27 protein-coding genes are annotated in these 24,883 nt (G+C 68.7%); 17 read left to right on the forward strand and 10 right to left on the reverse strand.

Going from position 1 to position 24,883, the window contains the following annotated elements; all coding sequences use genetic code 11:
- Window positions 1–198: 198 nt before the first annotated feature.
- Window positions 199–336 carry a hypothetical protein gene (locus B5P21_RS16930; protein WP_165770629.1) on the reverse strand — a complete coding sequence of 46 codons (138 nt, stop codon included), beginning with the start codon at window positions 334–336 and terminating at the stop codon, window positions 199–201.
- 1,861 nt (window positions 337–2,197) lie between these two features.
- Between B5P21_RS16930 and B5P21_RS16635 the strand changes: the two genes are divergently transcribed.
- Entirely contained in the window at window positions 2,198–2,425 is a 228-nt protein-coding gene (locus B5P21_RS16635) for a hypothetical protein (protein ID WP_133064206.1), read from the forward strand.
- A gap of 246 nt (window positions 2,426–2,671) precedes the next feature.
- Here the strand turns inward: B5P21_RS16635 and B5P21_RS15630 are convergent, their stop codons facing one another.
- Entirely contained in the window at window positions 2,672–3,268 is a 597-nt protein-coding gene (locus tag B5P21_RS15630) for a hypothetical protein (protein WP_094171446.1), read from the reverse strand.
- Window positions 3,269–3,921: 653 nt separating this feature from the next.
- On the opposite strand from B5P21_RS15630, the gene B5P21_RS15640 reads away from it, so the two are divergent.
- A complete protein-coding gene (locus B5P21_RS15640; RefSeq protein WP_094171447.1) occupies window positions 3,922–4,440 on the forward strand; it encodes a hypothetical protein in 519 nt (172 codons plus the stop codon).
- Here B5P21_RS15640 and B5P21_RS15645 read toward each other — a convergent pair.
- Together B5P21_RS15645 and B5P21_RS15650 are read right to left on the reverse strand one after the other, a co-directional pair.
- Window positions 4,336–4,743 carry a hypothetical protein gene (locus B5P21_RS15645; RefSeq protein ID WP_080939411.1) on the reverse strand — a complete coding sequence of 136 codons (408 nt, stop codon included), beginning with the start codon at window positions 4,741–4,743 and terminating at the stop codon, window positions 4,336–4,338. The genes B5P21_RS15640 and B5P21_RS15645 overlap by 105 nt on opposite strands.
- A 311-nt stretch (window positions 4,744–5,054) precedes the next feature.
- Window positions 5,055–5,645: a hypothetical protein gene (locus B5P21_RS15650; RefSeq protein ID WP_045530920.1), complete on the reverse strand. Its 591-nt coding sequence runs from the start codon at window positions 5,643–5,645 to the stop codon at window positions 5,055–5,057.
- 457 nt (window positions 5,646–6,102) lie between these two features.
- Here B5P21_RS15650 and B5P21_RS15655 point away from each other — a divergent pair, with 457 nt between their 5' ends.
- Window positions 6,103–6,297: a hypothetical protein gene (locus B5P21_RS15655; protein WP_080939413.1), complete on the forward strand. Its 195-nt coding sequence runs from the start codon at window positions 6,103–6,105 to the stop codon at window positions 6,295–6,297.
- Window positions 6,298–6,538: 241 nt separating this feature from the next.
- Here B5P21_RS15655 and B5P21_RS15660 read toward each other — a convergent pair whose 3' ends face one another.
- From B5P21_RS15660 to B5P21_RS15675, 3 genes are all read right to left on the reverse strand, one after another.
- Window positions 6,539–7,141 (reverse strand): hypothetical protein, encoded by a 603-nt coding sequence (locus tag B5P21_RS15660; RefSeq protein ID WP_094171448.1) that lies wholly within the window; start codon window positions 7,139–7,141, stop codon window positions 6,539–6,541.
- A gap of 342 nt (window positions 7,142–7,483) precedes the next feature.
- Window positions 7,484–7,834 carry a histone-like nucleoid-structuring protein Lsr2 gene (locus B5P21_RS15665; RefSeq protein ID WP_094171449.1) on the reverse strand — a complete coding sequence of 117 codons (351 nt, stop codon included), beginning with the start codon at window positions 7,832–7,834 and terminating at the stop codon, window positions 7,484–7,486.
- Between the two features lie 557 nt (window positions 7,835–8,391).
- The gene (locus B5P21_RS15675; protein WP_045530928.1) at window positions 8,392–9,015 is read right to left on the reverse strand and encodes a recombinase family protein; all 624 of its coding nucleotides are present in this window, start codon (window positions 9,013–9,015) and stop codon (window positions 8,392–8,394) included.
- A 223-nt stretch (window positions 9,016–9,238) separates the two neighbouring features.
- Between B5P21_RS15675 and B5P21_RS15680 the strand changes: the two genes are divergently transcribed.
- The 3 genes from B5P21_RS15680 to B5P21_RS15690 all read left to right on the forward strand — a co-directional run bounded on the left by B5P21_RS15680 (window position 9,239) and on the right by B5P21_RS15690 (window position 10,790).
- Window positions 9,239–9,511: a hypothetical protein gene (locus B5P21_RS15680; RefSeq protein WP_094171450.1), complete on the forward strand. Its 273-nt coding sequence runs from the start codon at window positions 9,239–9,241 to the stop codon at window positions 9,509–9,511.
- Complete coding sequence (locus tag B5P21_RS15685) at window positions 9,508–9,882, forward strand: ribbon-helix-helix domain-containing protein (protein WP_045530932.1); 375 nt, start codon at window positions 9,508–9,510, stop codon at window positions 9,880–9,882. The genes B5P21_RS15680 and B5P21_RS15685 overlap by 4 nt, the downstream gene beginning before the upstream one ends.
- Before the next feature lie 197 nt (window positions 9,883–10,079).
- Window positions 10,080–10,790 (forward strand): hypothetical protein, encoded by a 711-nt coding sequence (locus B5P21_RS15690; protein WP_133064207.1) that lies wholly within the window; start codon window positions 10,080–10,082, stop codon window positions 10,788–10,790.
- Between the two features lie 237 nt (window positions 10,791–11,027).
- Here B5P21_RS15690 and B5P21_RS15695 read toward each other — a convergent pair whose 3' ends face one another.
- Entirely contained in the window at window positions 11,028–11,432 is a 405-nt protein-coding gene (locus B5P21_RS15695) for a histone-like nucleoid-structuring protein Lsr2 (protein ID WP_094171452.1), read from the reverse strand.
- On the opposite strand from B5P21_RS15695, the gene B5P21_RS15700 reads away from it, so the two are divergent.
- Window positions 11,347–11,844 carry a hypothetical protein gene (locus B5P21_RS15700; RefSeq protein ID WP_181390743.1) on the forward strand — a complete coding sequence of 166 codons (498 nt, stop codon included), beginning with the start codon at window positions 11,347–11,349 and terminating at the stop codon, window positions 11,842–11,844. The two genes, B5P21_RS15695 and B5P21_RS15700, sit on opposite strands and share 86 nt — an antisense overlap.
- 172 nt (window positions 11,845–12,016) lie before the next feature.
- On the opposite strand, the gene B5P21_RS15705 is transcribed toward B5P21_RS15700, so the two are convergent.
- Window positions 12,017–12,325, reverse strand: a complete 309-nt coding sequence (locus tag B5P21_RS15705) for a hypothetical protein (RefSeq protein ID WP_236688886.1) — start codon at window positions 12,323–12,325, stop codon at window positions 12,017–12,019.
- Window positions 12,326–12,734: 409 nt separating this feature from the next.
- Here B5P21_RS15705 and B5P21_RS15710 point away from each other — a divergent pair, with 409 nt between their 5' ends.
- The 8 genes from B5P21_RS15710 to B5P21_RS15740 all read left to right on the forward strand — a co-directional run bounded on the left by B5P21_RS15710 (window position 12,735) and on the right by B5P21_RS15740 (window position 18,832).
- The gene (locus tag B5P21_RS15710) at window positions 12,735–13,637 is read left to right on the forward strand and encodes an ArdC-like ssDNA-binding domain-containing protein (RefSeq protein WP_094171453.1); all 903 of its coding nucleotides are present in this window, start codon (window positions 12,735–12,737) and stop codon (window positions 13,635–13,637) included.
- A 474-nt stretch (window positions 13,638–14,111) separates the two neighbouring features.
- Window positions 14,112–14,273 carry a hypothetical protein gene (locus B5P21_RS16935; protein WP_158385430.1) on the forward strand — a complete coding sequence of 54 codons (162 nt, stop codon included), beginning with the start codon at window positions 14,112–14,114 and terminating at the stop codon, window positions 14,271–14,273.
- Between the two features lie 26 nt (window positions 14,274–14,299).
- Window positions 14,300–15,100 (forward strand): single stranded DNA-binding domain-containing protein, encoded by an 801-nt coding sequence (locus tag B5P21_RS17430; RefSeq protein WP_246865338.1) that lies wholly within the window; start codon window positions 14,300–14,302, stop codon window positions 15,098–15,100.
- Between the two features lie 2 nt (window positions 15,101–15,102).
- Window positions 15,103–15,624 carry a hypothetical protein gene (locus B5P21_RS15720; RefSeq protein ID WP_045530868.1) on the forward strand — a complete coding sequence of 174 codons (522 nt, stop codon included), beginning with the start codon at window positions 15,103–15,105 and terminating at the stop codon, window positions 15,622–15,624.
- Window positions 15,621–16,394, forward strand: coding sequence for an HNH endonuclease family protein (locus B5P21_RS15725; protein ID WP_045530870.1), 774 nt, complete (start codon window positions 15,621–15,623; stop codon window positions 16,392–16,394). The genes B5P21_RS15720 and B5P21_RS15725 overlap by 4 nt, the downstream gene beginning before the upstream one ends.
- 25 nt (window positions 16,395–16,419) lie before the next feature.
- Window positions 16,420–16,800 carry a hypothetical protein gene (locus B5P21_RS15730; RefSeq protein ID WP_133064208.1) on the forward strand — a complete coding sequence of 127 codons (381 nt, stop codon included), beginning with the start codon at window positions 16,420–16,422 and terminating at the stop codon, window positions 16,798–16,800.
- Between the two features lie 76 nt (window positions 16,801–16,876).
- Window positions 16,877–18,127 carry a hypothetical protein gene (locus B5P21_RS15735; protein WP_052663291.1) on the forward strand — a complete coding sequence of 417 codons (1,251 nt, stop codon included), beginning with the start codon at window positions 16,877–16,879 and terminating at the stop codon, window positions 18,125–18,127.
- A gap of 201 nt (window positions 18,128–18,328) precedes the next feature.
- Window positions 18,329–18,832: a hypothetical protein gene (locus B5P21_RS15740; protein ID WP_045530874.1), complete on the forward strand. Its 504-nt coding sequence runs from the start codon at window positions 18,329–18,331 to the stop codon at window positions 18,830–18,832.
- Window positions 18,833–18,852: 20 nt separating this feature from the next.
- Here the strand turns inward: B5P21_RS15740 and B5P21_RS15745 are convergent, their stop codons facing one another.
- Entirely contained in the window at window positions 18,853–19,170 is a 318-nt protein-coding gene (locus B5P21_RS15745) for a hypothetical protein (protein WP_246865339.1), read from the reverse strand.
- A 485-nt stretch (window positions 19,171–19,655) separates the two neighbouring features.
- Between B5P21_RS15745 and B5P21_RS15750 the strand changes: the two genes are divergently transcribed.
- Window positions 19,656–20,360, forward strand: coding sequence for a relaxase domain-containing protein (locus B5P21_RS15750; RefSeq protein ID WP_246865340.1), 705 nt, complete (start codon window positions 19,656–19,658; stop codon window positions 20,358–20,360).
- Between the two features lie 67 nt (window positions 20,361–20,427).
- Window positions 20,428–24,870 carry a MobF family relaxase gene (gene mobF / locus B5P21_RS15755; RefSeq protein WP_246865341.1) on the forward strand — a complete coding sequence of 1,481 codons (4,443 nt, stop codon included), beginning with the start codon at window positions 20,428–20,430 and terminating at the stop codon, window positions 24,868–24,870.
- Window positions 24,871–24,883: the final 13 nt, after the last annotated feature.

A 24,883-nucleotide genomic window follows, 5' to 3' on the forward strand; every position in this document is an offset into this window, starting at 1 on the left:
TGAACGGCACGGGGCCGGTGATCTGGTAGTGATTTCGAACGGTGGCCATGGCGGCCCCTTCTCTTGGGAGGAAGGGTCCAGAGGGTGCTTTCGGAGGTTGGTCCCCCTATGCTGGATGTTGACTACTGAGTCGCATCCGGCCCTCTGGGCCCGGTGCTGGCCTGGTTTCGGTTGCACCCGAAACCAGGCCAGAGTCTTTTAGGTGGCGCTCGCGTCCTCGCTTGCGCTCTCTCGTGCCTTCGCGTCCTCAGCTGCCTTGTTGCGGTTGCTGACGGCCTTCGCGCCTGGCTGGCTCGTGTCGATCATGAGCATCCCGTCCTCGACGGTGGGGGTCACCGATACGCGTCCGTCGTGTCCATGCCGATGTACTGCGTGAAGCGGGTGCCGGCAATCAGCCACGGGCCCTTGTCCGCCTTCTCGGGGTTGGTGACCTGTGTCCGCACGGGGTAAGCGTTCTGATTGGTGAGCGGTGCCGGTCGGAAGCCGATGAGCTTCCGCTCCGGATCCCAGAGGAGTTCGACCCTTCGGGCTTGCCGATCGCCTCGTAGGCGGCACGGTTGATGGACATCAAGCCGCGCTTCTGGATCGTCACAGAGGGCGTTGTCGGCGCAGCGCTGACCCCTTGGCGTATACCTCCCAGGGCATTGGACTCCTCTCGATGAACCGGTACGGCTCGATCGTACCATCGAATCCCTTACGCATGCGAGGTGTTGGTTCGAGAAGGCCGACGTGGCGTCGGGGTCTCGCCCGCGGGGCGTGCAGAGTGCACGCGTCAACTACACCTGCTTAGGATCCGCACCAACATCCATGCCGCACGTCGTGTCGACACTCAAGCTCACGGCGCCGTGCTTCGCGAGTCGTCAAGTGCGCGGCGCCGTCGTCGGCGCCGACGTCCACGACGCGACTACAAGCGTGACGCGGCCGCTATGGAGCGGTGTCAACGTAGCGTGACAACGGATGTTCCGCTTAGTGAAAAAGCTTGTTCAAGTTCACTAGTGAACTCAAGGATGCGATCAAGAATTTCAACAAGCTCGGCAATGTCAGACCGCGAATGTTGCCGACGACGGGATGTTCCTCTCTCTCTACGCGCTGCGCGCGCGAGTAGCACAGGTAGTGCCGTGCTGCACGACGACGCGTCACGCTCTACCGGACCCCATGTCGCACGACGGAGCGTCACGCCGCGTCGGGCCCCGCGGCGCTCGCATCCCCGCTTCTAGCGGGTGTCCCGCAAGCCTTGTCTTGTGAGACGCCTCGCGGGTCGTGCTCTGGCACTTCAGACCAGCCCGGGGGTTCCTGGCGGTCTGGGCGTCTGTCGCGGGAGCGTGCAGCGAGGCGTTACGCGTAGCAGTCCAGGGCGGCGGCCATGTGCTTGTCGCTCATGTAAACGAAATCGGAGACCAGCATGCCCCTGTTCCCGGCAGTGGGAGCGACGGGGCCGCGATGGGAAGTACGAGGACAACGGCGAGCCCGCGCGCACGCGCAGCCGCCCGGGCGTTCAGTCGATCGGCCGACTGCACGGTCCAGTCGCGGATCACGGCCTCGTCTGCAGCTTCGATCCACGCGTCGCGGGCCTCTGTGTCAATCCATGCCTCCCCGGGGGTCGGGGTCGCGAGCACTGGGGGGATCGCGCGCGCCATCGGGCCGAGGTCCCCGGTCTCGAAGAACCTGGAGACAAGGGCCTCGCGAGAGGGCGACGCGATCGCCCACTCCAATGACTCGATCCAACGGACGGAGAGCTCGTGGACGAGGAGTGCCGCGTCGTCGGCGGGAAGGGCCGCACTCACAGGAGCGGGCGTGAGTGACTTCGGGATGGCAGTGACCTCGGAGCCGCACGCGTCTCTTGCGTACAGCAGCCGCATCAAGTGTCGGTCGTGCACGAGAGTCATTCCCTCTGTGCCCTTCGCCCGGACGTTGTGGGGATGTGCTCGATGCGCATGGGTCTCCTCGGGTACTAGCACTGAGGGGAGGATCTTCCGCACTCAAACTCGGAAGCAGACGTATCTGTGCACAGCCCTACGTGAGAAGTCCTCTCACGCCTTCGTCGCGTGGGCGCAGTCCCGCATGCCATGGGTTGTGGGACGTCCCACAACCGCTCAGAGCTTGCCGCATAGCACCGCGGCCGCGCATGTCCGCAACCGTGGCCCACAAGGGAGTGCTTAGATGGGACTGTTCAGCGTCGGTTGCGAGACAGGTATGCGTGACGACCAAGCTCAACGAGTCCTCATTCGGCGGCACCATCGGCCCGATGGTCGTCGTCATCATCTCCGCCCCATCGACTCCGACCGCCGGTGCGCTCTGCCTCGTCGGCGGGACCAGGGCCAACGCTTCGCTGATCCGCCTGAAAGCTTGCCTCATCTGCGCTCGAATTCCGAGACAACCGCTCTCTGGCCAGGCCGCGTACGAAATAATAAATATTATCAGCTAGCCTCTGACGCTTCGAGAGGGTCGGCTAGATGTGTCGGTGCTAATCGGACTCAAGCGGCCGCATCCCATGCTTCATCCTGCATGTGCAAAGGTCCCGTCAGTATGACGGGGCCTTATTTGGCTTGTGTATTCGGGGAGGGGGCAAATCCACTGCGGGAAGTCACACTATGGCCAGTCCCATGGACGCGAAGGGGGCTCGCCAGTCATTGTCCGGCGAGCCCCCTCCCTGTTCAGTGCTGCGACCGGATCACCAGTGCCAGAATTGGACGGACGTCCGCGCTTGCGGGTGGACCGCGTCCCAGAAGGAGAAGATCCGGTAGATGCCGTTGACGCTCGACATCATCTCGTCGCAGGGGCTCACCTGCTTCTTCGGGTCCGTCTCGTAGTTCGTCAGGCGAGCGAAGTCCTCGCAGGTGATCATGCGATACGAGTGCACAGCGGTGGATCCGGCGAAAGCGGATCCGTAGTACTTCCTCATGTAATCGAGCTTCGCGTCGCAGGTGCTCCCGCCGTCCTTCCGGACCACCACGGCGAGGCCCGAGCCGATCCACTCGGGATCTTCCTTCTGCGACCGGCTGTTGGAGTTGTACCAGCCGCAGACGCGCAGACCCGAGTACGAGTTCTGGTAGGGCCCCAGGTTGATGGCGGACGCCTCCAGGGGCGGTGCCGGTGCGGCGCTGACCGTCGTAACGGATGCTGTGGTCGTGTCGGCTGCGTTCGCCGCGGGCGCTACCGTCAAGGGTGCGACGGCGATCAGGCAGAGCGCGCCGAGTACGGCGAGTGCATGCCGAGCGCGTCGGACGGGGACGGTCGACATCGCGGACAGGGGCAGTGGTGCGGTCATGGTGACCTTCCTCTAGGAAGACGGTGGCGGGCAGCGTGACGGGAACGGTAGCCCAGAGGGAGAACGGCGAGGGAACCATTCCCCAGCCCTCCGTGTCCCGCTAACGCCGGGGTCGCGCGACGCGGATCCGCAGCGGCCGGTCCAACAGTTTCGACACGGTCGAGTACGAGAAGCGGTACGTCATCGAGCGGGGCTTCTGCCGCCTCGGGCAGTGGCGAGGGCTCGTGACCCGGTGAGACGAACTCGAGGATGGGCAGTGGACTTGAGCACTTTTGCCGGCCGGCAGCCCACGAGACCCCTCGCCAGGGAGCGGCCGCCAGAGCCCGCACAGCCCGCATATGACATAATAAAGGTTATCGGCGACTCAAATCGCCCTCGGAGAGGGAAGGTCGACAGGCGGCTGGACGCCGCTCATCGCGGGCAGCTCGCGACCGCCTTCAACAACCTCCAGGCCTTCGGTGGGCCGGCGAACTAGGCGAAGTCGGACCAGGGGTCGGGGACCTGGCTGCCACCGGCTGTCGCCTATGACTGCATGTACATCACCCGATTCGCGTACCTTCTGGGCATGCACGAGCTCATGATCGACGATGTCGACCGCACCACGATCGACCACACGCTCGGCTCGTGCTCTTGACGCACCGGAGGGTCCGGTGATGGCGACGGTCTCGACCGTGCCCCCGGCGATCGAGGGGCTGCCGCGCGCGGGCGTCGTGGACGCTTTGCGGATCGCGTGGTGGATGCGCCGTGGCTTCTGGCACGGGTTCCAGCACTCCCGGGGCGTTGCGCGCGTCGTGGCGCTCTACCTCGCTGTCGCGTGGTGGGTGCTCAGCCCGCTCGTCGTCGTGCTCCAGGTCGTTCTCGTCACCTGCCCGTGGACGCGGTACTACCTCAGCCCCGAGCGCGACGTCGTGCTCGCGCTGTTCGGGACCCGCACCGGGTGGCACATCGGCGACCACATCGCGGCGGCACCAGGAACGGGCCGCGGCCGCGCGCTGCGCGCCCGCCTCCTGCCCGAGCTGCTGCCCGTCGCGGACGCCCGGCGCGTGACGATCCACGCGACGGCCGCGTCACCCGAGCTGGCCGCGCTCTACATGGCTGAGCTCCCGGGCCTGGTCGACGTCGGCGGAGGCATGTTCCGCGGCCGTCGTCTCCGCCGGCCCCCGGCTGCCTGAGCGCGCTCGCGCCGCGAACGCGATCAGCTCGGCGCTGTGCTGCACCATCCACGCCACGGCCGTGTTCAACGAGTGCTCGCGGCGGATCCAGATCCGCTGGCCCTGGTCGTTGCGGGCGTCGGCGTAGACCTCGAACGTGAACGGGTCCCCGAGCTGCGCGCGGACGCGCATCACGTACCCGAGCGTGGGCCGGTCCTCGACCTGGATCCGCCAGTAGCCGGCCTCGAGATGCGCCCACGGGTGCGCGCCGACGTCGCGCACGAGGCTGTCGATGCCGTCGAGCTTGCTCTTCACCTTGCTCACCGGGTGCTCTCCTCCGTCGATTTGATCGGGTGGGAGCGTCCGGCCGCGCTCCTCAACGAGCGCACGAGAGGCCACCGACCGTCGGCCGGAAGAGGGGAGGCGCCCCGAGCGTCGGTCGCTGGGCGTGCGACGGTAGACGTCTTGGGGAGGGTCTTGCTCTTCGTCTTGCTCTTCGTCTTGCTGTGCGTTTTGCTGATCGTCTTGCTCATCGTTCTTGGATGTCATAGCTTTGACACGCCTCCCGTTACGACGGGTCAGGAAGAAGACCTTGGAACCCCAGCCGGACGACTGGATCTAGGGTCTTTCGCTTTTTAAGGGTCCAGCGAGTCCGTCGTGCGCGCCTCGATGAGCAGCGTCGACCGGAGCTCGTCGTAGTGATCCGTGTTGCCGAGGTGGGCGGCGTTGATGGATCCCAGGACGGCGTCTGCGATCCACAGCAACGGCTCGTCTCCGCCGCGCTGGTGGCCGATGCGGAGCCGCCGGTCAAGCCCCTGGGCCTGCAACCCCACGATGTGGGCCCGGTCCGCCTTGTCCTGGCCGTCGGACCGGCACTCCAGGGTCAAGTCGAACGTCTCCATCGTGACGAGCTCGTGATAGAGCGTCTCGAGGCTCTTGCGCCGGTACCGCTCGACCTTCTTTCGGTACGTGTCGAGGTGGGAGACGACGATGTTCATGGGCCCGAGCTCGACGATGCGAGACACGATGTCGCGATGGCGCCGGTCGCTCTCATCCGTCCAGTGGAGCTTGATCTGGCCCGGCAGCAGCAGCGGCCGCAGCTGCTCGCGAATGCTGTCGCAGTCCGCCTCGTCGATGAGCGCCGCGCAGACCAGGTACTCCTGCCGCTCTTCGCCCCGGCTCGCCGTTGACTCGTCGAGGAAGGCACGGAAGGCGGAGGGGGGCACTCCCCCACGCTAGCCACCCACGCGCCGACACTTGTCCGGGCAGCGTGCGCCGCGACCACGTCGGACACGAGTTCGACGGTGGTGCATCCGTGCATCACCGCTACTTCGAACCCGTGATCTCCTAGAGGCGGATCCACGCGGTAGGGGTATGGATCTATTCGCTCAGAGGGGGCACGTTGGCCTCAGATCGACTTCTAAGCGCCAACTGTCAACTACGGGTCAACTACACCCACCCGTGATGCAATCGTGCCTCAAATCGCATTTTTCGCCCCTTCCAGTGGGTGGGTCGACTACGATGAGACAAAGAAAGACCCCGAGTGGCACGTAGCCACCTCGAGGGTGGCCGGCTACACGGGGTCCAGAGTTCTTATCTAGGGAACCTCTTGATCCTAGCCCGCTACGCGACGACCCCGTCGGGGTACGTCTCGCAGCGGGAGTGGTCGGCCGAGACCGCACCATGGCAACTAAGCCCCCGCTGCACTCCGGCAACATCGCCCCCAGCTCCGGCCAGTACGCGCTCGTCGGGCCTCGTGGAGGCGACACCGGGCAGGAGCGCACCGTCACCCGTGGCGAGCCCCTGTCTCCCACGCCGCGCCCCGGCATGGGATACGTCCAGGCCGATCGGACCCGCAACGGTTCGGGTCGCAAGTAGCACCAGCAGCATCGGGCGCATCGCCGCCTGATCTGCGCGTCCGGTAGAACACCGGGACAGCGAAGCGCACTCATGCGCTCACGCACGGCGATGGCCCTGGGACATGTCCCAGGGCCATCGTCGTTTGTGTCCTGCATCCCTTGTTTTGTGAGACGCCTTGTGGGTCGTGCTCTGGCACTTCAGACCAGCCCGGGGGTTCCTGGCGGTCTGGGCGTCTGTCGCGGGAGCGTGCAGCGAGGCGTTACGCGTAGCAGTCCAGGGCGGCGGCCATGTGCTTGTCGCTCATGTAAACGAAATCGGAGACCAGCATGCCCCCTGTTCCCGGCAGTGGGAGCGACGGGGCCGCGATGGGAAGTACGAGGACAACGGCGAGCCCGCGCGCACGCGCAGCCGCCCGGGCGTTCAGTCGATCGGCCGACTGCACGGTCCAGTCGCGGATCACGGCCTCGTCTGCAGCTTCGATCCACGCGTCGCGGGCCTCTGTGTCAATCCATGCCTCCCCGGGGGTCGGGGTCGCGAGCACTGGGGGGATCGCGCGCGCCATCGGGCCGAGGTCTCCGGTCTCGAAGAACCTGGAGACAAGGGCCTCGCGAGAGGGCGACGCGATCGCCCACTCCAATGACTCGATCCAACGGACGGAGAGCTCGTGGACGAGGAGTGCCGCGTCGTCGGCGGGAAGGGCCGCACTCACAGGAGCGGGCGTGAGTGACTTCGGGATGGCAGTGACCTCGGAGCCGCACGCGTCTCTTGCGTACAGCAGCCGCATCAAGTGTCGGTCGTGCACGAGAGTCATTCCCTCTGTGCCCCTTCGCCCGGACGTTGTGGGGATGTGCTCGATGCGCATGGGTCTCCTCGGGTACTAGCACTGAGGGGAGGATCTTCCGCATTCAAACTCGGAAGCAGACGTATCTGTGCACAGCCCTACGTGAGAAGTCCTCTCACGCCTTCGTCGCGTGGTCGCAGTCCCGCAAGCCTTGGGTTGTGGGACGTCCCGCGAGCGGTCGAAGCGCTCCGCGGAACACCGCGGCCGCGAGTGTCCCGCAACCACGGCCCACAGGCGCCTACCGCTCCGCGTCGACGAAGTCTAATTTGAGCGTCCTCCTCAAGGAGCCAGGCGCTGGCTGACCCACCAACGACGAGAGGGCCGACCCATGCCGGGTCGGCCCTCTCGTGCGTCCTGGTGGCGCTAGCTCGTAGCGGCGCGGTACTCCTCGAGCAGGTCCGCGGAGATGCGGCCGCGCTCGGAGACCTTGTGGCCGTGCTCGCGCAGCCACTCCCGCGCGGCGCTGAGGTCCTGCTTCGGGGCCGAACCGGCAGAGCGGCGCGGTGCGCCCTTCCCGGTCGTCGCACGTCCGACGCGGCGGCCCTTGTCGACGTACTCCTCGAGCGAGGTGCGCAGCTTCGCCGCGTTGTCGTCGGTGAGGTCGATCTCGTAGTTGACGCCGTCGAGCGCGAACGGAACGGTCTCGCCCTGGCCCTCTTCGATCTGCGTGCCGTCGATGTCGTCAACGAGCGTGGTCACTACTTTGCGGGCCATCTAATTTCCTCCCCAAGCGGATTCAGCGCCTGTTGACGCGAGTGATTCCACCATATCTCCGCGCGTCGTCATTCGCGATACCGACGCACGTGCGGTACTCGAATCGCGCACCCCCAGCAGTTGGTTCCTCTCTTCGAGGCCCAGGGAGTGTGGCTAGTTCGCTGGGAACAGAGTGGCGAGCACTCCCGCCGTACCCGACAGGACCAGCCCGATACTCGCGATCACGAGGTCTCGGCCAGCCCCCGCACCCAGCACCCGCATGACGCTCTCCGTCTCGTACCCGGGCTGGAACGACTCTCCGTAACCAGCCCGCCGAGGTAGCCCATTGGCTAGGTGGTGTGCTTGGAACTCAGCAATGATCTCTCGCTTACGACCAGGCTCGCGTGCTTTGGCGGTTTCTTCCTCCTCGTTAAGTTCTAGGGCTCGGGCAAGTTTCTCGCGAGCGTCGAGGTACCGCACTTTGGCCCCACGGGAGATGGCGATGAGACCGCCAAGGGTCAGCAGCATGCCCACGAGCTCCATCGCTGCGTACAGCAGCTGCAAGCCGGTCCATGGCATCAGGGGGTCACTTCTTCCGCGCGGGGAAGCGCTAGCGCGGATGCGTCTTCGACGGGGTGTCGGTCCACTGCGCGGTAGACGGTGGCGCGGCCGATCGAGAACAGGTCGCACAGCTCACTGATCGAGTGATCGCCGGCCCGGTACAGCGCGACGAGGTGCCGTTCGGCGGCGGGGGAGAGCTTGGGCTTGCCGCCCTTGAGCTTGCCCTTCTTGGCTGCGACCTTCATGCCCTCCTTGGTGCGGGCGCTGATCATGTCGGACTCGAACTCGGCGAACATCGCGAGGCTGTTGAACAAGAAGTTGCGGAGGGGATCTGTCGGATCGTGGATCGAGCCACCGATGCTCATGACGGCGCCCTTCGCTGTGAGCTCGGCGCCGATGTTCCGCAAGTCGACCATCGACCGGCCGAGCCGGTCGAGCTTTGTGACCACGAACGTGTCGCCCTCCCAGCACGCGGCGAGGGCTTCCCGTAGTGCCGGGCGGTCACGGTTGCGGCCCGTCAGACCGTGATCGACGTAGATGCGATCTTCGTCGACGCCGAGGGCCATGAGGCCGTCCCGCTGCGCGGTGACGTCTTGCGCGTCCGTGGAGACGCGGGCGTATCCGATGAGTTGTCCAGCCATAGGTCAAGTGTCTCAGGTGGGGCCCCCTCACCGGAACAGTCGCCGGACCACCTATCTGAGACGCATGATTCCGCGACCGACACTCGACACCGAAGTGGTCCGGGTAGGGATCCCTCGATGAGACGCAATCCTCGTGCTCGGGCGCATCGCGCTCGGCGTCATCGCCCTATAGTTGTGTGGCACAGAAGTGGCACAGAGGGGTGTTCTGTGGCACAATAGACACATGGGCATCGACTTCACGCGCAGCGCAGGCAAGCACCACATCCCTGAGCCCGACGCGCTGCATGCGATCAAGAACGCAGTGTGGAGCTCCACACAGGTGAAGGTGAATGAGGGCGACCCGCGTAGCCAGCGGCGGGTCTTCGTTGGCCCGCCGCATCCGCAGACGGATCGACTCGTTGAAGTGCTCGTGGAGCTCAAGCCCGGCGGATTCGTGGTCTACCACGTGATGGAGCTCGGCTCGTACTACCGAAAGCTGATGGAGGAGGAGAAGTGACACTCTCGAAGAAGGACCAGGACCGCTACGACCGCATGGCGGCAATCGAGGAGACGTCGACGGGTGCGACGCTGCCCGGCGACAGCGCGCATGGCGCCGACGCGGCCGAGATCGGGGCGCAGCTGCTCCTCGACGCGCTCGGCAGCGAAGCAGCCGTCGCAAAGGCAATCGGCCGGCCGAAGCTGGGTGGCGCGGCGCCGGATGGCGAGCACACGCCAACCATCCGTGTTCGCGTCCCCAAGGACCGCAAGGACCGCCTGGAGCAGCTGCGTATCGCGCATCACCGCAAGTACGCATCAGATGTGATCAGGGATGCGATCGACGAGTACCTCGACCGACACAAGGACGACCTGCACCGCGTCGCGGGCTGAGAAACGCGGCCGGGCGGCCGCCCGCGCAACATCGGCCGCGTCCAATGTCGAGTCGTGATCGAGGAGGTCGAGTCGCGCATCGAGGCGCCGCGGCTTCGTTCCGCTGCGCTCCACGAACCCGCGCCCATGAACTGTGTGGGGTGCGCTCAGGAGGCGGCGGGTGCTGTGGCATCGTGACCGCGAGCCCTCGCCTGGTCATGGCTACCGTGCTGACCCTGGCGAGCCGCGAAGGATGTGACGGGTTGCGGCCAGTGGTTCTCGTTCGGGTCCGACGTGACGACTTCACCGCGGGCGATCTGGCATCGAAGAGAGTGAGGGCAGCAGGCGTGCGAGCGTGGTTTGAGCAGGCGAAGGCGACGACCAACGGACGCCGTGGGCTCGTGGTGTTTCTGAGCTACCTGTTCGTGCTGCCTGTGACGCTCCTTGTGGCAGAGGTCGCGCTGCTCATCGGTGCGACAACGCTCGCGGGTGTCAGCGCTGTCATCACCTTCGGGCTAGGTCTCATCACTGTCCCCATTGCCGCGGTCGCGCAGGGCTATCACCGCGCACCAGACGCGCTGTCGCCAACCACGGCGGTGGTCTGGCATCTCACGTCGCAGCTCTGGGACGTCGGGGACAGGGTTGTCCTCGAGCAGCGCCGGTGCCGTTTGCGGTCCTGCATGCAGCGGTCGGATCGGCCGTTCGCCCTTCCGCGTCGCGCGGTGTTTGTCTTCACGGCAGATCCTGCGGATGCGCACGTGCGAGGGAACGTGACCCGGAGCCGGGCCCGCTACCTCTACCGACTCGACATCAGCGACACGTACGGGCAGGTCTTTCAGCGCGGCATCGCGGTCGCTATCGCGGGCAATGTCCACGCCACCGTCTCGGCCCGCCGAACCCTCACCGCGACCGACGTACCGACGCCCTAACGGGCAAGCCGCGCAGTGCGGCCGGTCCTCACCACGTCGGCGGAGTGCGGTATCTCCGTGGATCGTCGATCGGCCGAGTCGCGTCCTCCACGGGAGCAACGACCGTGCCGGGGAGCCGGGAGGCGAGCTTCACGAACAGCTGCCCGGACTGCTCGTTGGGCGACTCCATCGTCCACGCCGGCAACGACGAGAGGGCCGACCCGTGCCGGGTCGGCCCTCTCGTGCGTGCAGCTTGCTCTAGCTGTTCGCGCGGTACTCCTCGAGCAGGTCCGCGGAGATGCGGCCGCGCTCGGAGACCTTGTGGCCGTGCTCGCGCAGCCACTCGCGCGCGGCGCTGAGATCCTGCTTCGGAGCCGAACCGGCGGAGCGGCGCGGTGCGCCCTTGCCGGCAGTCGCGCGGCCGACGCGGCCGACGCGGCGGCCCTTGTCGACGTAGTCCTCGAGCGCAGTGCGCAGCTTGGCCGCGTTGTCGTCGCTGAGGTCGATCTCGTAGTTCACGCCGTCGAGCGCGAACGGGACGGTCTCACCCTGGCCCTCTTCGATCTGCGTGCCGTCGATGTCGTCAACGAGCGTGGTAACTACTTTGCGGGGCGGCCGCGCCGTCCAGGAGGGCAGCCCGCTCGCGCACGAGTTCTTCGGCATCCAGCAGGAGTACGGCTACCACGGCGACGCCCTCGGCAAGCTCGCCGCGGCGACGCTCACGAAGGCGCAGCACGTGGCCCTCGCCGTCGTCCTCGGCGGCATCGAGGCGTCGCTCAGTCGCGACTCGTGGCGGAGCGCCCGCCCCGAGGTCGCCGAGTACCTCCGCCAGCTCGCGGCGTGGGGGTACACGCTGAGCGAGGTCGAGCAGCTCATCGTCGACACCGATGAGAAGCGCCGCGCCGCGCGCGACGCGGACGACGCTGCCGACGATGCCGAGGTGGACACTGAGGCCGCGGAAACGGACACGGACGCTGCCGAAGTGGACACGGTCACCGACGACGACGGCCCCGAGCCCGTCAACGTGGATCCCGCCGAGGAGGATCCGGAGCCCGACCCGGCCGAGGCCGCGTAGCCGCAGCGGGGCGCTCCCACTCGGGAGCGCCCCGCCCCGCCGGGCACCACGAGCACCACGGCCGCCGCGGGCGGCCGGCGAGGGGCGATCCCCTCGCGCTCCCCCGTCGACGGCGCACCGCGCCTCAGAAGGCCCGCGCGGTCACCCCGCGGACGCGGCGCGGCCGGGCGGCTCACTCCCGCTCCCCCAGGACTGCGGCGATGCCATCCATGAGCGTGCGCGTCCCCCACCCGAGCAGGCCGACGTCGAACATCCGCGCGGTGAAGAACAGCCGTTGGTCCTCGGAGTCGCGGGCGATGTACGCCACGACGTCGTCGCCATGCACCACCTCGAGCTCCGCGTGCCGGTCGTACCGCTCGAACTGCTCGAGCCGGGACACCCGCCCCGACGCCTGCACCACGAGCGCGAGGCCGCGGTACGCCACGTGCACCGGCTCCTCGCGGATCCGCTGCACCTGATCGTCCGTCATCAGGTAGTCCACGCCGATGACCATACGGCCGCCCATACCGCCGGCAGCCCCCGGCGTCGACGCTGGGCACTCCCCCCGTCGACGCCGCCCTGTGGAGGAGCCATGGTGCGCCGCGCGCCGCCGCGCGCGGCTCGGCCGCGCTGGTCGCTGCGCTCCATCGGAGCCGCTGCGCGGCACAGCCACGGACCCTGCGGGCCCGTTCTTATGCCGTGAAGCCTTCGGCAGTATGCGGTCGGCCGGCCGGAGCGCAAGCGGCTGCGCCGCCGGCTCCTCCGAGACTTTCGGGACGCGGTCGCAAGCTCCCTTATTTCGCCCCGAAACTCTCTCCCCCACCGCCCTACCGGGTTGCACTCCACCCGACCTCCCTAGAAGGCGACAAGCGCCTTCACGGCAAAAGAACGAGGAGGAGAGGAAGAACGATATGACTACCAGCACCGCCGCACCCCGTAAGACCACGGCCCCGCGGAAGAGCCCCGAGGAACGCAAGGCCCAGGCCGAGGCGCTGCACGCGAGTATCGCGGCCCAGATCGACGCGCTGCGCGACACTAACGAATGGCGCCGCTACCTCGACCGTGTGCGCGACTTCCACCAGTACAGCATCGGGAATCTGCTCCTCATCATGCAGCAGTGCCCCCACGCCCGCGCCGTCGCGGGATTCCGGCAGTGGCAGGCCCGCGGCCGCCAAGTGCGCAAGGGCGAAAAGGCCATCCGCATATTCGGGTACAGCCAGAAGAAGATCACCGAGGAAGACGCGCAGGGCGAGGAGACCGAACGCCGCATCCCCCGGTTCCCTATCCTCTCGGTCTTCGACGTGAGTCAGACGGATCCTGTCGACGGCGTGGAGGACGCCGAGCTCGTGCACGACCTCACCGGCACCACCGATCACGGCGTGATCGACGCCCTGACGGCGTTCCTCGCCGCCGAGGGCTGGACGGTCGCCCGCAAGCACCTCGACGGCGAGAGGAAGGGCTACGCCCGCCCCAGCGACCGATCCGTCGTCGTCGAGGTCGACGTCGCCCCCGAGCAAGCCGCCAAGACCCTCATCCACGAGACCGCCCATGTCGTCCTCGGCCACACCGACGACCTGGCCGGGTACTGGGAGCACCGCGGGACCCACGAGACCGAGGCCGAGTCCGTCGCCTACGTCGTGGCCGGGATGCTCGGCTTCGACACCAGCGCCTACAGCATCGGCTACATCGCCGAATGGGCCGACTGCGACCCCGAACTCGTCAAGAACACCGCTACCCGCGTCCTCGCCGCCGCACACCACATCGCCGCCGTCCTCGACCCGGACGACCCCCACGACACCCCCGCCGCCGCGTGACCGGGGCCACCGGCCGGTCCGGTTGGGCCGGCCGGGAGGGCCGCGGTTCCGGCTACGTCGCGCGGACCCATGCTTGCCGCCCGGCGCACGCCGGCGAGAGGGCGGGTAGCCGCTCCGCGGCGGGCAGCGACGACCTGGTGAGAAGTGCGCAGCAGGCTCCTCGAAAGCGGCCGTCCGTTGTCGAAAGCACCGGACTAGAGCGCTGATGGATATCCAGCCCTCCCGCAGTCATTCACCCCCCAATGTCACCGACCACAGTCCCCACGTCGGTCCCAGATTCATGCGCGGCATGCCCGCACAACAGTCCCCTGTACCACGCAACGCACTATCTAATACGCCGCGGGAATGAACCACGAAGCTCGCTCGCGGAGAGCCCGATATGCATTTCAAGCACGTGGGAAATACACCAGATTCCCAAAAAACAATGCCCCAAAGTATTGCCTTCGATGCCCCCGATGCCGTATTGTTCTATATATGGAAAGCAACCGCAGCGGCAACGACGAGAACGGAGCTCCGATGAACACCACCAGCGCCAACGACCAGAACCTCGCACAGGCCGTCGGCACCTCGACCGTCGACGAATATGTCGTTCCGGTCGACCCGATGGACCTTCTCCAGTGCGATAGCTGCCAGTAAGAATCTCTTCTCAAGGAGACGTTGTGATGGATACGCAGAAGCTGTCATCCGAGCAGGAGCTCGCATTCGACCTCGGCCGCGAGATCGGAATCATCGAGGGCCGAGCCGCCATGGAGGATCTCGCCGACCGGTACTACCGCGCCGCCTACGGCGACGAGCGTCGCCCGCAGAACCGGGCCATCGTCACCCGCGAGGAGCTGGAGGAGCGACGCCGAGCCGCGTGGGAGGCCGCGCAGCCCATCACCGTCGACGACGCCCTCCGATCCTGGGGAATCGACCCCGCATCGCGGCACGTGACCCCCAGCACCCCCAGCACCCCCAGCACCCCCAGCACCTCCAGCACCCCCAGCACCCCCAGCACTCCCGCCACGACGTCGACGCCCTCGACCCCGGCGGCTGCACCGTCCACCGCACCGTCCGGCACTACCCCCACGAACAGGAGCCGCACCATGAGCCACATCAGCCGAACCGGCAACCTCGCCGGCACGCCCGACCTCCGCCAGGGACCCAAGGGCCCGTACACCTACGCCGCCGTCATCGTGAACGACCGGTACCAGGACGACAACGGGACCTGGGTCCAGGGCCCGCCGATCCGGTACGAGCTCGCCGTCAGCGGCACCCAAGCTGTCGCCCTCGTTGCGACCGCGAAGGCCTGCGGCAACATCCGCGTCACGTTCAGCGGCGCGTACACGGTGCGCGAGTTCCAGGGCGACAAGGGCGCGATCCTGCAGCACAAGGTGTTCGTCGACGAGATCGGCGCCAGCTTCTTCGGCCAGGACGTCACCGTCGCCCGACGCACCGCGTCCACGACCCCGAGTGCGGCGTAGAGATGCTCGACTCACTGACCGGAAGCGATGAGGACAGCACACCCGACACGGACGAGGACACGCAGCTCGTCATCGACGTCTACGGCGCCTACGAGACCGCCAGGAGCGCCGCCCGACACGCCATCGAGAACGGGCAGCCCGCGGACGACGCCGCCAGCGAGATGGCACCCGCCAAGGAGTGGGCCGTGATGAACGCTTCCTGGATCGGCTTATTCCCTGTGCAGGGCGCCCTGTGCGGGGCCGTCGAGACCCTTCTGGACCAAGACGTCGCAGCGCATGCTGTCGACCCAGCGCCGGACCCCGGGGCCGGCGGCTGGACCGATGCAGCCCACGACCACGCCACCGCGGTCCGGTGGGTCACCGAAGCGCTCGAGCGCAACAGCGACGCCCGCGACATCGACCTCATGGTCGCCGAGACCCTCGAGGGCCCGGGGCTGACCGGTGACCTGCGGATCCGTGAACTGGTGGTCGAGATCATCGACGTCGCCAGCTCCGCCGCGAACTCGTGCCGGGACGCCCTGTGAGGGCCCGCGCACGTCGCCTGTACCTCCTCGCTGCTCTGGTGGTGGGCCTCGGCACTCTCGCGGCCGGCTACTACGCCGTCGACTTCGTGTCCCCCGACGTGAAGGCAGATGAGACGACGCCAGCAGCGAGCGGGGCACCGGCGGCCGCCTCGAGTGGCCCTGTCGTCGACGCTCTCACCTCCGCCGGCCTCGTCCACGGAGGGACGGTCGACGCGACCGCGGTACGGACCCTCGTCGACGCGCTCCCCGCTGACACGCACGCGAGGACGCCCAACTACGACCGGGCCGCGTACGGGCCGTCCTGGGCCGACACCGACCACAACGGGTGCGACCAGCGGAACGACGTCCTGGCCCGCGACCTCACGGCGGTCACGTACACGAAGACGGATCCCGGCTGCACCGTGGCTACCGGGCACCTCGCCGACGTCTACACGGGCCGCAGCATCGACTTCACCCGCGGAAAGGCCACGAGCGCGGCCGTGCAGATCGACCACCTCGTGCCCCTCGGCTGGGCGTGGCAGCACGGCGCCGCCACCTGGACGGCCGACCGGCGCGAGAAGTTCGCGACCGACTTCAACAACCTCCAGGCCGTCGATGGCCCCACCAACGAGGCCAAGTCCGACCAGGGCCCCGCGACCTGGCTCCCGCCGGCCGCCGGCTACGACTGCCTCTACGTCACCCGCTTCGCGTACGTGCTCCACGCCTACTCGCTCACGATCGACGACGCCGACCGCGCCGCGATCGACCACACCCTCAACACCTGCCATTGAGCACGTGAGAAGCGGAGAAACAGCCATGACGACCACCCAGCCCTCGTACGGGGACGACGAACTCTGGACGTGCGCAGTAGCACCAAGCTGCATCCCGGACGAGCCCGGCGGCACCCTCAATGGCCTGTCGGACTGCAGTGGGTGCGGCAATCAGATGTGGGTCGGCTACGCCCCGTGGAGCCCAGACGAGTACGACCTCGACGGCGCACTCGAGCGCCTGATCCACGGGGGTGCGAACGACAACGACGGGAAGGCCCTCGCAGCAGCCCTCGCGGAGCTGTACGAGCTTCGAGCACGCGACAAGGATCGTCTCGCCCGTGACCGGCGCAAGGCCGAGACCAGCGAGCGTGAGATCGCACCGTTCGTCCCGCCGCCGCCGCCCGCGACGCGATCGACCACACCCTGACCACCTGCAACTGACCACGCGACCGCCCCGACCTTGACGGGTCCGCCTGCCGCCGGCTACTAACGAACGGAGCATCATGAGCACCATCGACCGATCCCTCGCGGAGCTCGCCAACGCGCTGACCTTCGGCGTCTCCGGTGACGACTCTGCTGCGCACGCAGCGCGCGGCGCGGCCGCGCAGGCCGCACTGACCCGACACTCGGAGCAGCTGGACCGGGCCTATGCGTCCGCCGGCGGCCAGGTAGATCCGTGGTTCGCCCCGCCGTTCGGCGCCGACCTTGTGGCCGGCGCCGGCGGCGACCTCGATGCCGTCCTCGCCTCGCCTGCGTTCGTGCCAGAGGTGCAGAGGGAGGCGGGACTCGCCGCCGATGAGGAGTTCGTGCACGACGAGGACGGAGAGCGCTGGGTGCAGTTCACCCCCGAGGCCCGTCACGTCGACGAGGCGTACGAGTGTGCGCGTGCGGTCGCTGCGCAGCTGATCGAGCGTGGCGACGCGAGCCCCACTGCAGTCGTTGGTGCAGGTCGTACCTACGGCGATCTACTGATGCTGACTGCGGAGCAGCGGACGACTGTGCTCGACGGCATCCGGGAGATCGGCGAGGCGTCAGGTGACGCCGACGGCCGATTCGCGGCTGTCGCCGAGTACGTCGAGCGGCACAGCGAGCTGCCGCAGCGTGCGGATCTGCGCGACGCGCTCGTGACCGTGTTCGAGGGCCAGCTCTGGACCGAGGGCGCCCGCGATGTCCCCGATCACCTGCACGATCTGGTCGCAGAGGTTCTGCCCGGTGAAGCATCTGCCGAGGCGGTCGAGCCTGCCCGCGACGGTCGCGGACTGCCGATGCTCACCGCAGAGCAGCGAACGACGCTGCTCGAGGCCATCGACGCCACTCGCGAAGCCTCGGGTGACACCGACGGCCGCTTCGCCTTTCTCGGCGGGCTCATCGCAATGTGGGGTGAGGTGCCAGAGCGTCCGGACCTGCGCGAGGCGTTGGCGACCGTGCTCGAGGGCCAGTTCGGGACTCCCAGCGCCCCTGATCTGCCCGAGCACCTGCGTGAGGTGGTCGACTACGTCGTTCCCGACGAGGCTCGTGGTGACTCGCACGAGCTGCGTCCTACGGACGGCATGGCAACGGTTCGGAGCGAGGAGAGCGCAACGCAGTTGCCCTCGACGATGTACAGCCCGCGCGAGTTCGCCGAGCGAGAGATGCTTCGCGCGGCCGGCATCAACCCGGACGAGCGGGCCGCGCAGCCCGTACCAAGTTCGCAAGCGATGATGCTGCAGCCCGAGGTGCAGCGTACCCGCGGCGATGACCCCCTCGAACGCTGAGCGCCCCGGGCCCGGCCGCCTGCGCGTCGTCCAGACGTCGCGCAGGAGGCCGGTCTCTGCGTCGTGCTGCCGCGCCCACGCGTCGCGCGGCCTTGCCTTGCATGGAGATGAGGTGCGGCCCGCGCGCGCACGAGCGCTCAGTTCCGCGATGCTCTCCGGCTCCCAGAACGCGACAGGTCCGTCCACGCCTCAGGCGGCACGATGGGGACGGCCGTTGTGAAGATCTCCGCGCAGGAGCGGTTCTGGCGTCACGTCGTCAAGGGCCCGGATCCCGACGACTGCTGGATCTGGACCGGCGCCGTCTCCGATGACGGCTACGGCCGTTTCTGGCTGCCCGTTTCTGGCGGCCGCCAGCGGGCGGTTCGCCCGCAGCGGTACGCGTACCAGGAGATGACGGGTGTCGCTCTGCCATCGAGGACGCTGCTCCTGCACGCATGCGACGTGCCCATCTGCGTGCACGTCGATCCGGACCCGCGGCGCTCGCACGCGACGCCGGGCACCCACCGGCAGAACATGCTCGACCGGGCGCAGAAGGGCCGCCACGTCAACCAATGGACGGCCGTGCACTACCGGGGCCTCCCCCGGGCCGAGCGTGTCCGCCGCTCACGGGCGCTCCGCGACGCGGTCCGCGATCACGGCTGGGATCCCACGCTCATCCACCGCGCCCTGAATGGCATCGACCCGGACCAGCCGATGCTCTGGTGATCGGGACCCGAACCTAACGCCTACTGCGCGAACGCAGGCTCGGCCACGTGTTCCGCTGCGTCGCTCGTCGCGCCGTGATCCGTCGGCTGCCCGGCGCTCACCCCGGCGGTGCCGCCGGGGCCGGCGGGCGCCTTCGCGACGTCCCGGACGGCGATGCCGAGGCGCTTGGCGACCTCGCTCCGAGTGATTCCCTCGGCCAGCATCCGTGTCATCACACCCGTTGCCTCACTACGCGCCGTCGACGTCTCCGCATCGGCGCGCGCGCGGATCTCCGCGATCTGCCGAGCCGTCTCCGCCTCGATCACGTCGATGGCGTCGACGGCGACGAAGTAGTCCACCGCCAGCTCCTCGAGCGCGGCCTCTCGACGGCGGAACTCCGCCGCCTGCTCCGTCGCTCGCTCGCGTGCCGCCTTCCGCGCGGCCGACGCCTTCCCTGACTTCCGAACCTCCGCCATGCCGTCTCCATCCCGTCATCGCGCCGCGAGCTGTTCCGCCCCCGGTCGGCAGGAATCCTAACGCCCAACAGCGGCGGCGGGCGGAGCTCCCACGGTCGCGCTGTCTGACTGCGCTGCGCGCGATCGGTGACGGCCGGCGACCCCTGCGGCGGGGCACGTCGCTCCTCGTTCCTCGTCGCTCCATGCCCGCCTGGCGGTCTTCGCCCGTCTACCGCGCTCACTCCGCCTCCAACTCCGCTGCGCTACGTCTCCGCCTCCGTTCCCGGCCACCTCTGCTCCTTCCACTCCTCGCTCGTTCCTCACTCGTCGCTCCACTCCCAGATGCGTCACACCTCAGGCATTATAAATGAATGAGGTACGCTCGACCCATGTTTCAGATGCGATCGCTGACTCTCTCCGGGTTCGCCCAGGGGTGTCCCACGCCGCTCGCAGGTGAAAGTGACGGCACCTGGATTGGTAGAACGCCGGCCGGCGTTGACCCGTCCACGCCGGTGTCACCGTCGCAGTTTCGCGACATCGCGGCTCGCGCGACTGACACCGTCACCGCGTCGCCGGCGCTCCTGGAGCTCACGTTCGACGTCCCTCGATCGGTGTCCGTCCTCTGGGCCACACAGTCGGAGGAGATCCGTGTACTGCTCACGGAGACAGTTCTCCGCGCCGTCGACGACACGTTGCAGATGCTCGACTCGTCGTGGGTGTTCGCTCGCCGTGGTGCTCGCGGCGTCGCACAGATCGACGTGGCCTCCCCCATCGCGGGGTGCGCGTTTCTGCACTACTTCGACCGTCAGGGGAAGCCGGCCCTGCATGTCCACGTCGACGTCATCAACGCGGTACTCGGATCGGATGGGCAGGTCTCGGGCATGGACGTGCCCACCTTCCGAACCGCGGACGAGCTAGCCCACGAGAGGTACGCGTCGTCCCTCATGTCCGGACTGCGTGAGCTCGTCGGCGTCGCATCCGAGATCTCCTACGGCGACGACCGCCGCACGCACTTCGAGGTTGCCGGCGTCGACCCGGCGCTGATCTGGGATCTGCCCCGGGTGCCGCTCACTCCCGGGGATCCCCACCCATGAGCACGGTCGACGCCACGCGGCGCCGGCTGCATCACGGGTGCATCCGGCGACGCCTCTCATGATGACGATGCACGTCCTCTCCGCCGGGGACGGGTACACCTACTACACGAGCGAGGTCGCCACCGGCGACGCGAAGCGCGACCGGGACCGTGAGCTCGGCGACTACTACACCGTCGACGGCAACCCTCCCGGACGGTGGATGGGTCGCGGGGCCGACGTCCTCGGCGTCTCGGGGACGGTCACCGAGGAACAGATGAAGGCCCTCTACGGCGAAGGGCTGCACCCGGACGCGGACCGCATCATCGCCGACGCCCTCGCCGAAGGAGCATCCGCGAAGGAGGCGCAGCAGCGCGCCAAGCTCGGCCGCTCCTACTACGCCTACCGTGCAGGACCCGCCACTCTGCAGGGGCGGATCCAAGCCGGCTACGACACGTTTCAGCGCCTCAGCGGCCACGAGCCCGACGCCGAGGAACGCCGCCTCATCCGCGCCCGCGAGGGGGCTCAGGCGTTCCGCGACGCGAAGGGGCGGGAGCCGGCGGACAAGGAGGAGCTCGGGAAGTTCATCACCGCCGCCACCCGCCCCGACCAGACCGCGGTCGCCGGGTTCGACCTCGTGTGCTCCCCGTCTAAGAGCGTCTCCGTGCTCTGGGCACTCGGCGACACTGAGACCCGGAAGGCCATCGAGGCCGCGCAGGAGCAGGCTGTGCGTGACACGATCGGCTACCTCGAGCGCGAGGCCATCGCGACCCGCGCCGGCACCAACGGGGTCGCGCAGATCGAGGTGGAAGGCGGCATCGCGGCGACCGTGTTCCGCCACTACGACTCGCGCAACGGCGACCCGCAGCTGCACGACCACGTCGTGGTCGCGAACAAGGTCAAGGGCGTGGACGGCAAGTGGCGCACCATCGACTCCAAGCTCCTGCACCGCATGAACGTGCCCGCGTCGGAGTTCTACAACGCCGCCGTGATGTCCGAGGTGTGCCGTCGGCTCGGCGTCACGACGACCGCCCGGGTCCCCTCCCCCGGTAAGCGGCCGGTGATGGAGATCGCGGGCGTCGACCCGGATCTGATCGACACGTTCTCCTCCCGCTCCGCCTCCATCCGCACGGCGACCGCGCGGCTGACGGAGGAGTACCAGCGCGACCACGGGCGTGCACCGGACGCGAAGACGCTCATCGCGATCGCGCAGCAGGCGACGTTGGAGACGCGGCCGCAGAAGGACCACGTCCGCTCTCCGCAGGCGATCCACGAGGCCGCCGTCGCCCGCGTCGGCGCCGACCGCGCCGCCGGCCTCGTCTCCGCTGCGCGCGACCTCGCGCGAAGCGTCAAGGCCGCCGTGAGCGTCGACGTCGACGAGGTCACGGCGCAGGTGCTCCGCACGGTGGAAGAGCATCACGCGGTGTGGGGCGCGCACGTCATCGAGGCCGAAGCCCGCCGGCACCTCGCCGCCCTGATCCCCAACCAGCGCATCGCGGAACCGCTCGTGCAGAAGGTCACTCGCGCCGCCCTGGGTGGATCGGTGACGCTCACTCCCCCGTCCCCGCATGGCGCGTTCACTCCGCTCACGCGGTCGGACGGGTCGAGCATCTACGACCACAAGGGCAAGACCCTGTTCACGTCGACGCGGATCCTCGACGCCGAGGACCAGCTCCTCGACGCCGCCCGCACCCGCACCGTCTCCCCCGTGAGCCGGGAGACGTTCGAGCGCACGGCTGCCCAGCACACCGGTCCGCTCGACGCTGGCCAACGGGATCTCGCGCGCGAGTTCGCGACGTCGGACCGTGAGCTCGTGGTCGGCATCGGCCCCGCCGGCGCCGGCAAGACGACCGCGCTGCGCCTGGCTGCGACTGCGCTCGAGGACGGCGGCTGCCGCATGATCGGCCTCGCCCCCTCCGCCCCCGCTGCGTCCGTGATCGCCGAGGCGGTCGGCATTGAGGCGACCACCATCCACGGGTTCCTGACCGCCCACGCGCAGGCGGAGCTGCCCGAGAAGTATGAGATCCGCGCCGGCGACGTCCTGGTCGTCGACGAGGCAGGCATGGCCGGCACGCAGCGCCTCGCCGCCCTGCACACCATCGCCCGCGAGTACGGGGCGCACGTGCGCCTCATCGGCGACGACCGCCAGCTCTCGGCTGTCGAGGCCGGTGGGGCGCTGCGCCTGATCGACCGCGAGGTGGGGTCCGTGCGTCTCGAGCACGTCCACCGGTTCCAGGACGCCGACGAAGCAGAGGCCTCCCTGCATCTGCGCGACCCGCTGCGCCCCGGGGACCCGTTCGCCTGGTACCAGGCCAACGGACGCGTCATCGGCGGCGACGTCGACCGGATGACCGACGCCGTGTTCGCCGGCTGGCAGACCGACACCGATGCCGGTCTTCGCTCGCTGATGCTCGCTCCCACCGGTGCCACCGTCACCGAGCTCAACGCCCGCGCGCAGGCCCACCGCATCGCCGCCGGCACCGTCACCGGCACCCACTCGGTGAAGCTCCGCGACGACCTCTCCGCCCACGTCGGCGACGTCGTCGCCACCCGCCGCAACGAGTCCTCCCTGCGGATCCAGAACGGCCGCGACCGGGTCAAGAACGGCGACCTCTGGCAGGTCACCCGCATCGGCGCCGACGGATCCCTCGACGTCGTCCACCGCGACCACCAGGCCCCGGTCACGCTGCCCGCCGGCTACGTGCGCGAGCACGTCGAGCTCGGCTACGCCCGCACCATCAGCCGCTCCCAGGGCCTCACCGCCGACACCAGCCACGTCCTGGGCGACGAGAGCATGACCCGCGAGACCGCGTACACCGGCCTCACCCGCGGCAAGCAGTCCAACCGCCTCTACCTCGAGGTCGCCGACGGCGGCGCCGTCGACGACGCGCTCGAGCAGATCGGCGCCCGCTCCGACGCGATGCTCTCCGCGCATGAGACCATCCGCGCCGAGCAGGACCGGGTCGACGACCTGGTCACCCTCATCGACCAGCACGCCGACGTCGCCGAGCGCGCCGGCGAGATCCGCTACGGCCGGATCGCCGAGGTCGCCCTCGGGACCAGCCTCGCCACCACCCTGCAGTCGCAGGAGAGTTGGGGTGCCGTCGCGGCCGCGCTCCGGCACGCCGAGGACTACGGGTTCAGCCCCGTCGAGACCCTCCGCGTGGCGTACGAGCAGCGTGAGCTCGGCACGGCCGACGATGTGCCGGCGGTGCTGTCCTGGCGCATCGAACGCGCCCTCGAGAAGATCGACGCCCCGAGGCGCTCCGTCATGGACCTGCCCGACGTCGACGGCGTCGCCGCCTGGATCGCCGACGCCCGCCTGCAGGACAACGACCTGGTGCCCGAGGACTGGCGCGAGCACCTGCAGGAGCGCCACCACTACATCGGCGTCCGCCTCAAGGAACGCGGCGCCGCCCTCGCCGTCGAGCGCCCCGCCTGGACCGACGCGCTCGGCGCCGTCCCCTCGCACCCCAAGCGGATGATCGCCTGGCACCAGCTCGCCGCCGAGGTCGACGTCCTCCGCGCCAAGTACCGCGTCGACCCCGCCGAGCCGCAGGCGATCCCGGCGACGCTGCGCGGGAACGAGATCGCCGACCGGCTGCAGAAGCGCGTCACCGCCATGCACAAGGCATCCCTGCTCCTCACCGCGGCGCCGATCTCGCTCGACGCTCGCCAGCGGTACGCGGCCCACTTCACCAACCGCGTTGACGCCGTCCGCGCCACCCTCGGCCGGCCCGTGGTCATGCCTGCGATCGCGGCCGCGGCCGCGCAGCAGGCTCCCGCGGTCGTGGCCACGGCTACGGCCGCGGCCACAGAGCTCGCCGCGGCGGCCACTCCGCAGGCGTCCACCGTCGAGATCGCACCCGCGGCCGCGACCAATCCCGTGGCCACGGCGTCCCCCACCACCGAACAGGAAGGAATCACCATGAGCGATCCCATCGACGAGGCACTCGAGCACGTCGGCCGGCACGTGGGCCGGGTCGGTCAGACCGTCACCTCGGAAGTCACCCGGCAGATCCAGCGCGCCGCTGACGAGCGTCGCCGCGAGCAGCAGGAGGCGCAGCGGAGAGCCGAGCGCGAGCGCGAGCACGCGGCCCGCGAGGCGCAGCGGAAGGCCGATCGGGAGCGGGAGAAGGCGGAGCAGGCCGCCGCCCGCGAGCAGGAGCGCGCCGACCGGCTCGCGGCTCGCTATGGACGCCCCGAAGCCGAGCAGCAGCAGGAGGCTGCCGGCGTCCAGGCGGGCGCCGCCCTCGGCGCAGCCGCGGCCAGCAGCACCGAGGCGGAGACCGATTCCGCGGCGATCACTTCGGACGGCCGCGACGCCGCGCGGACCGAATCCGCCGAGATCGACGCCGCCGGACAGAGCGACGCCGACCAGTACACCGGTCGTGAGCTCCAGGAGCGCGAGATGCTCCAGGCGGCCGGCATCGACCCCGACGAGCGCTCCACTGACACGCGTGCCGACAGCTCGTGGACGGACCAGCCGGCGGCACCGGAGATCTCGCGCGGTGACGACGGCATGGAGCGCTGACGCGGGCACGGAG

Origin of the sequence: Clavibacter michiganensis subsp. insidiosus, assembly GCF_002240565.1 — a bacterium.
GTDB classification, from domain to species: domain Bacteria; phylum Actinomycetota; class Actinomycetes; order Actinomycetales; family Microbacteriaceae; genus Clavibacter; species Clavibacter insidiosus.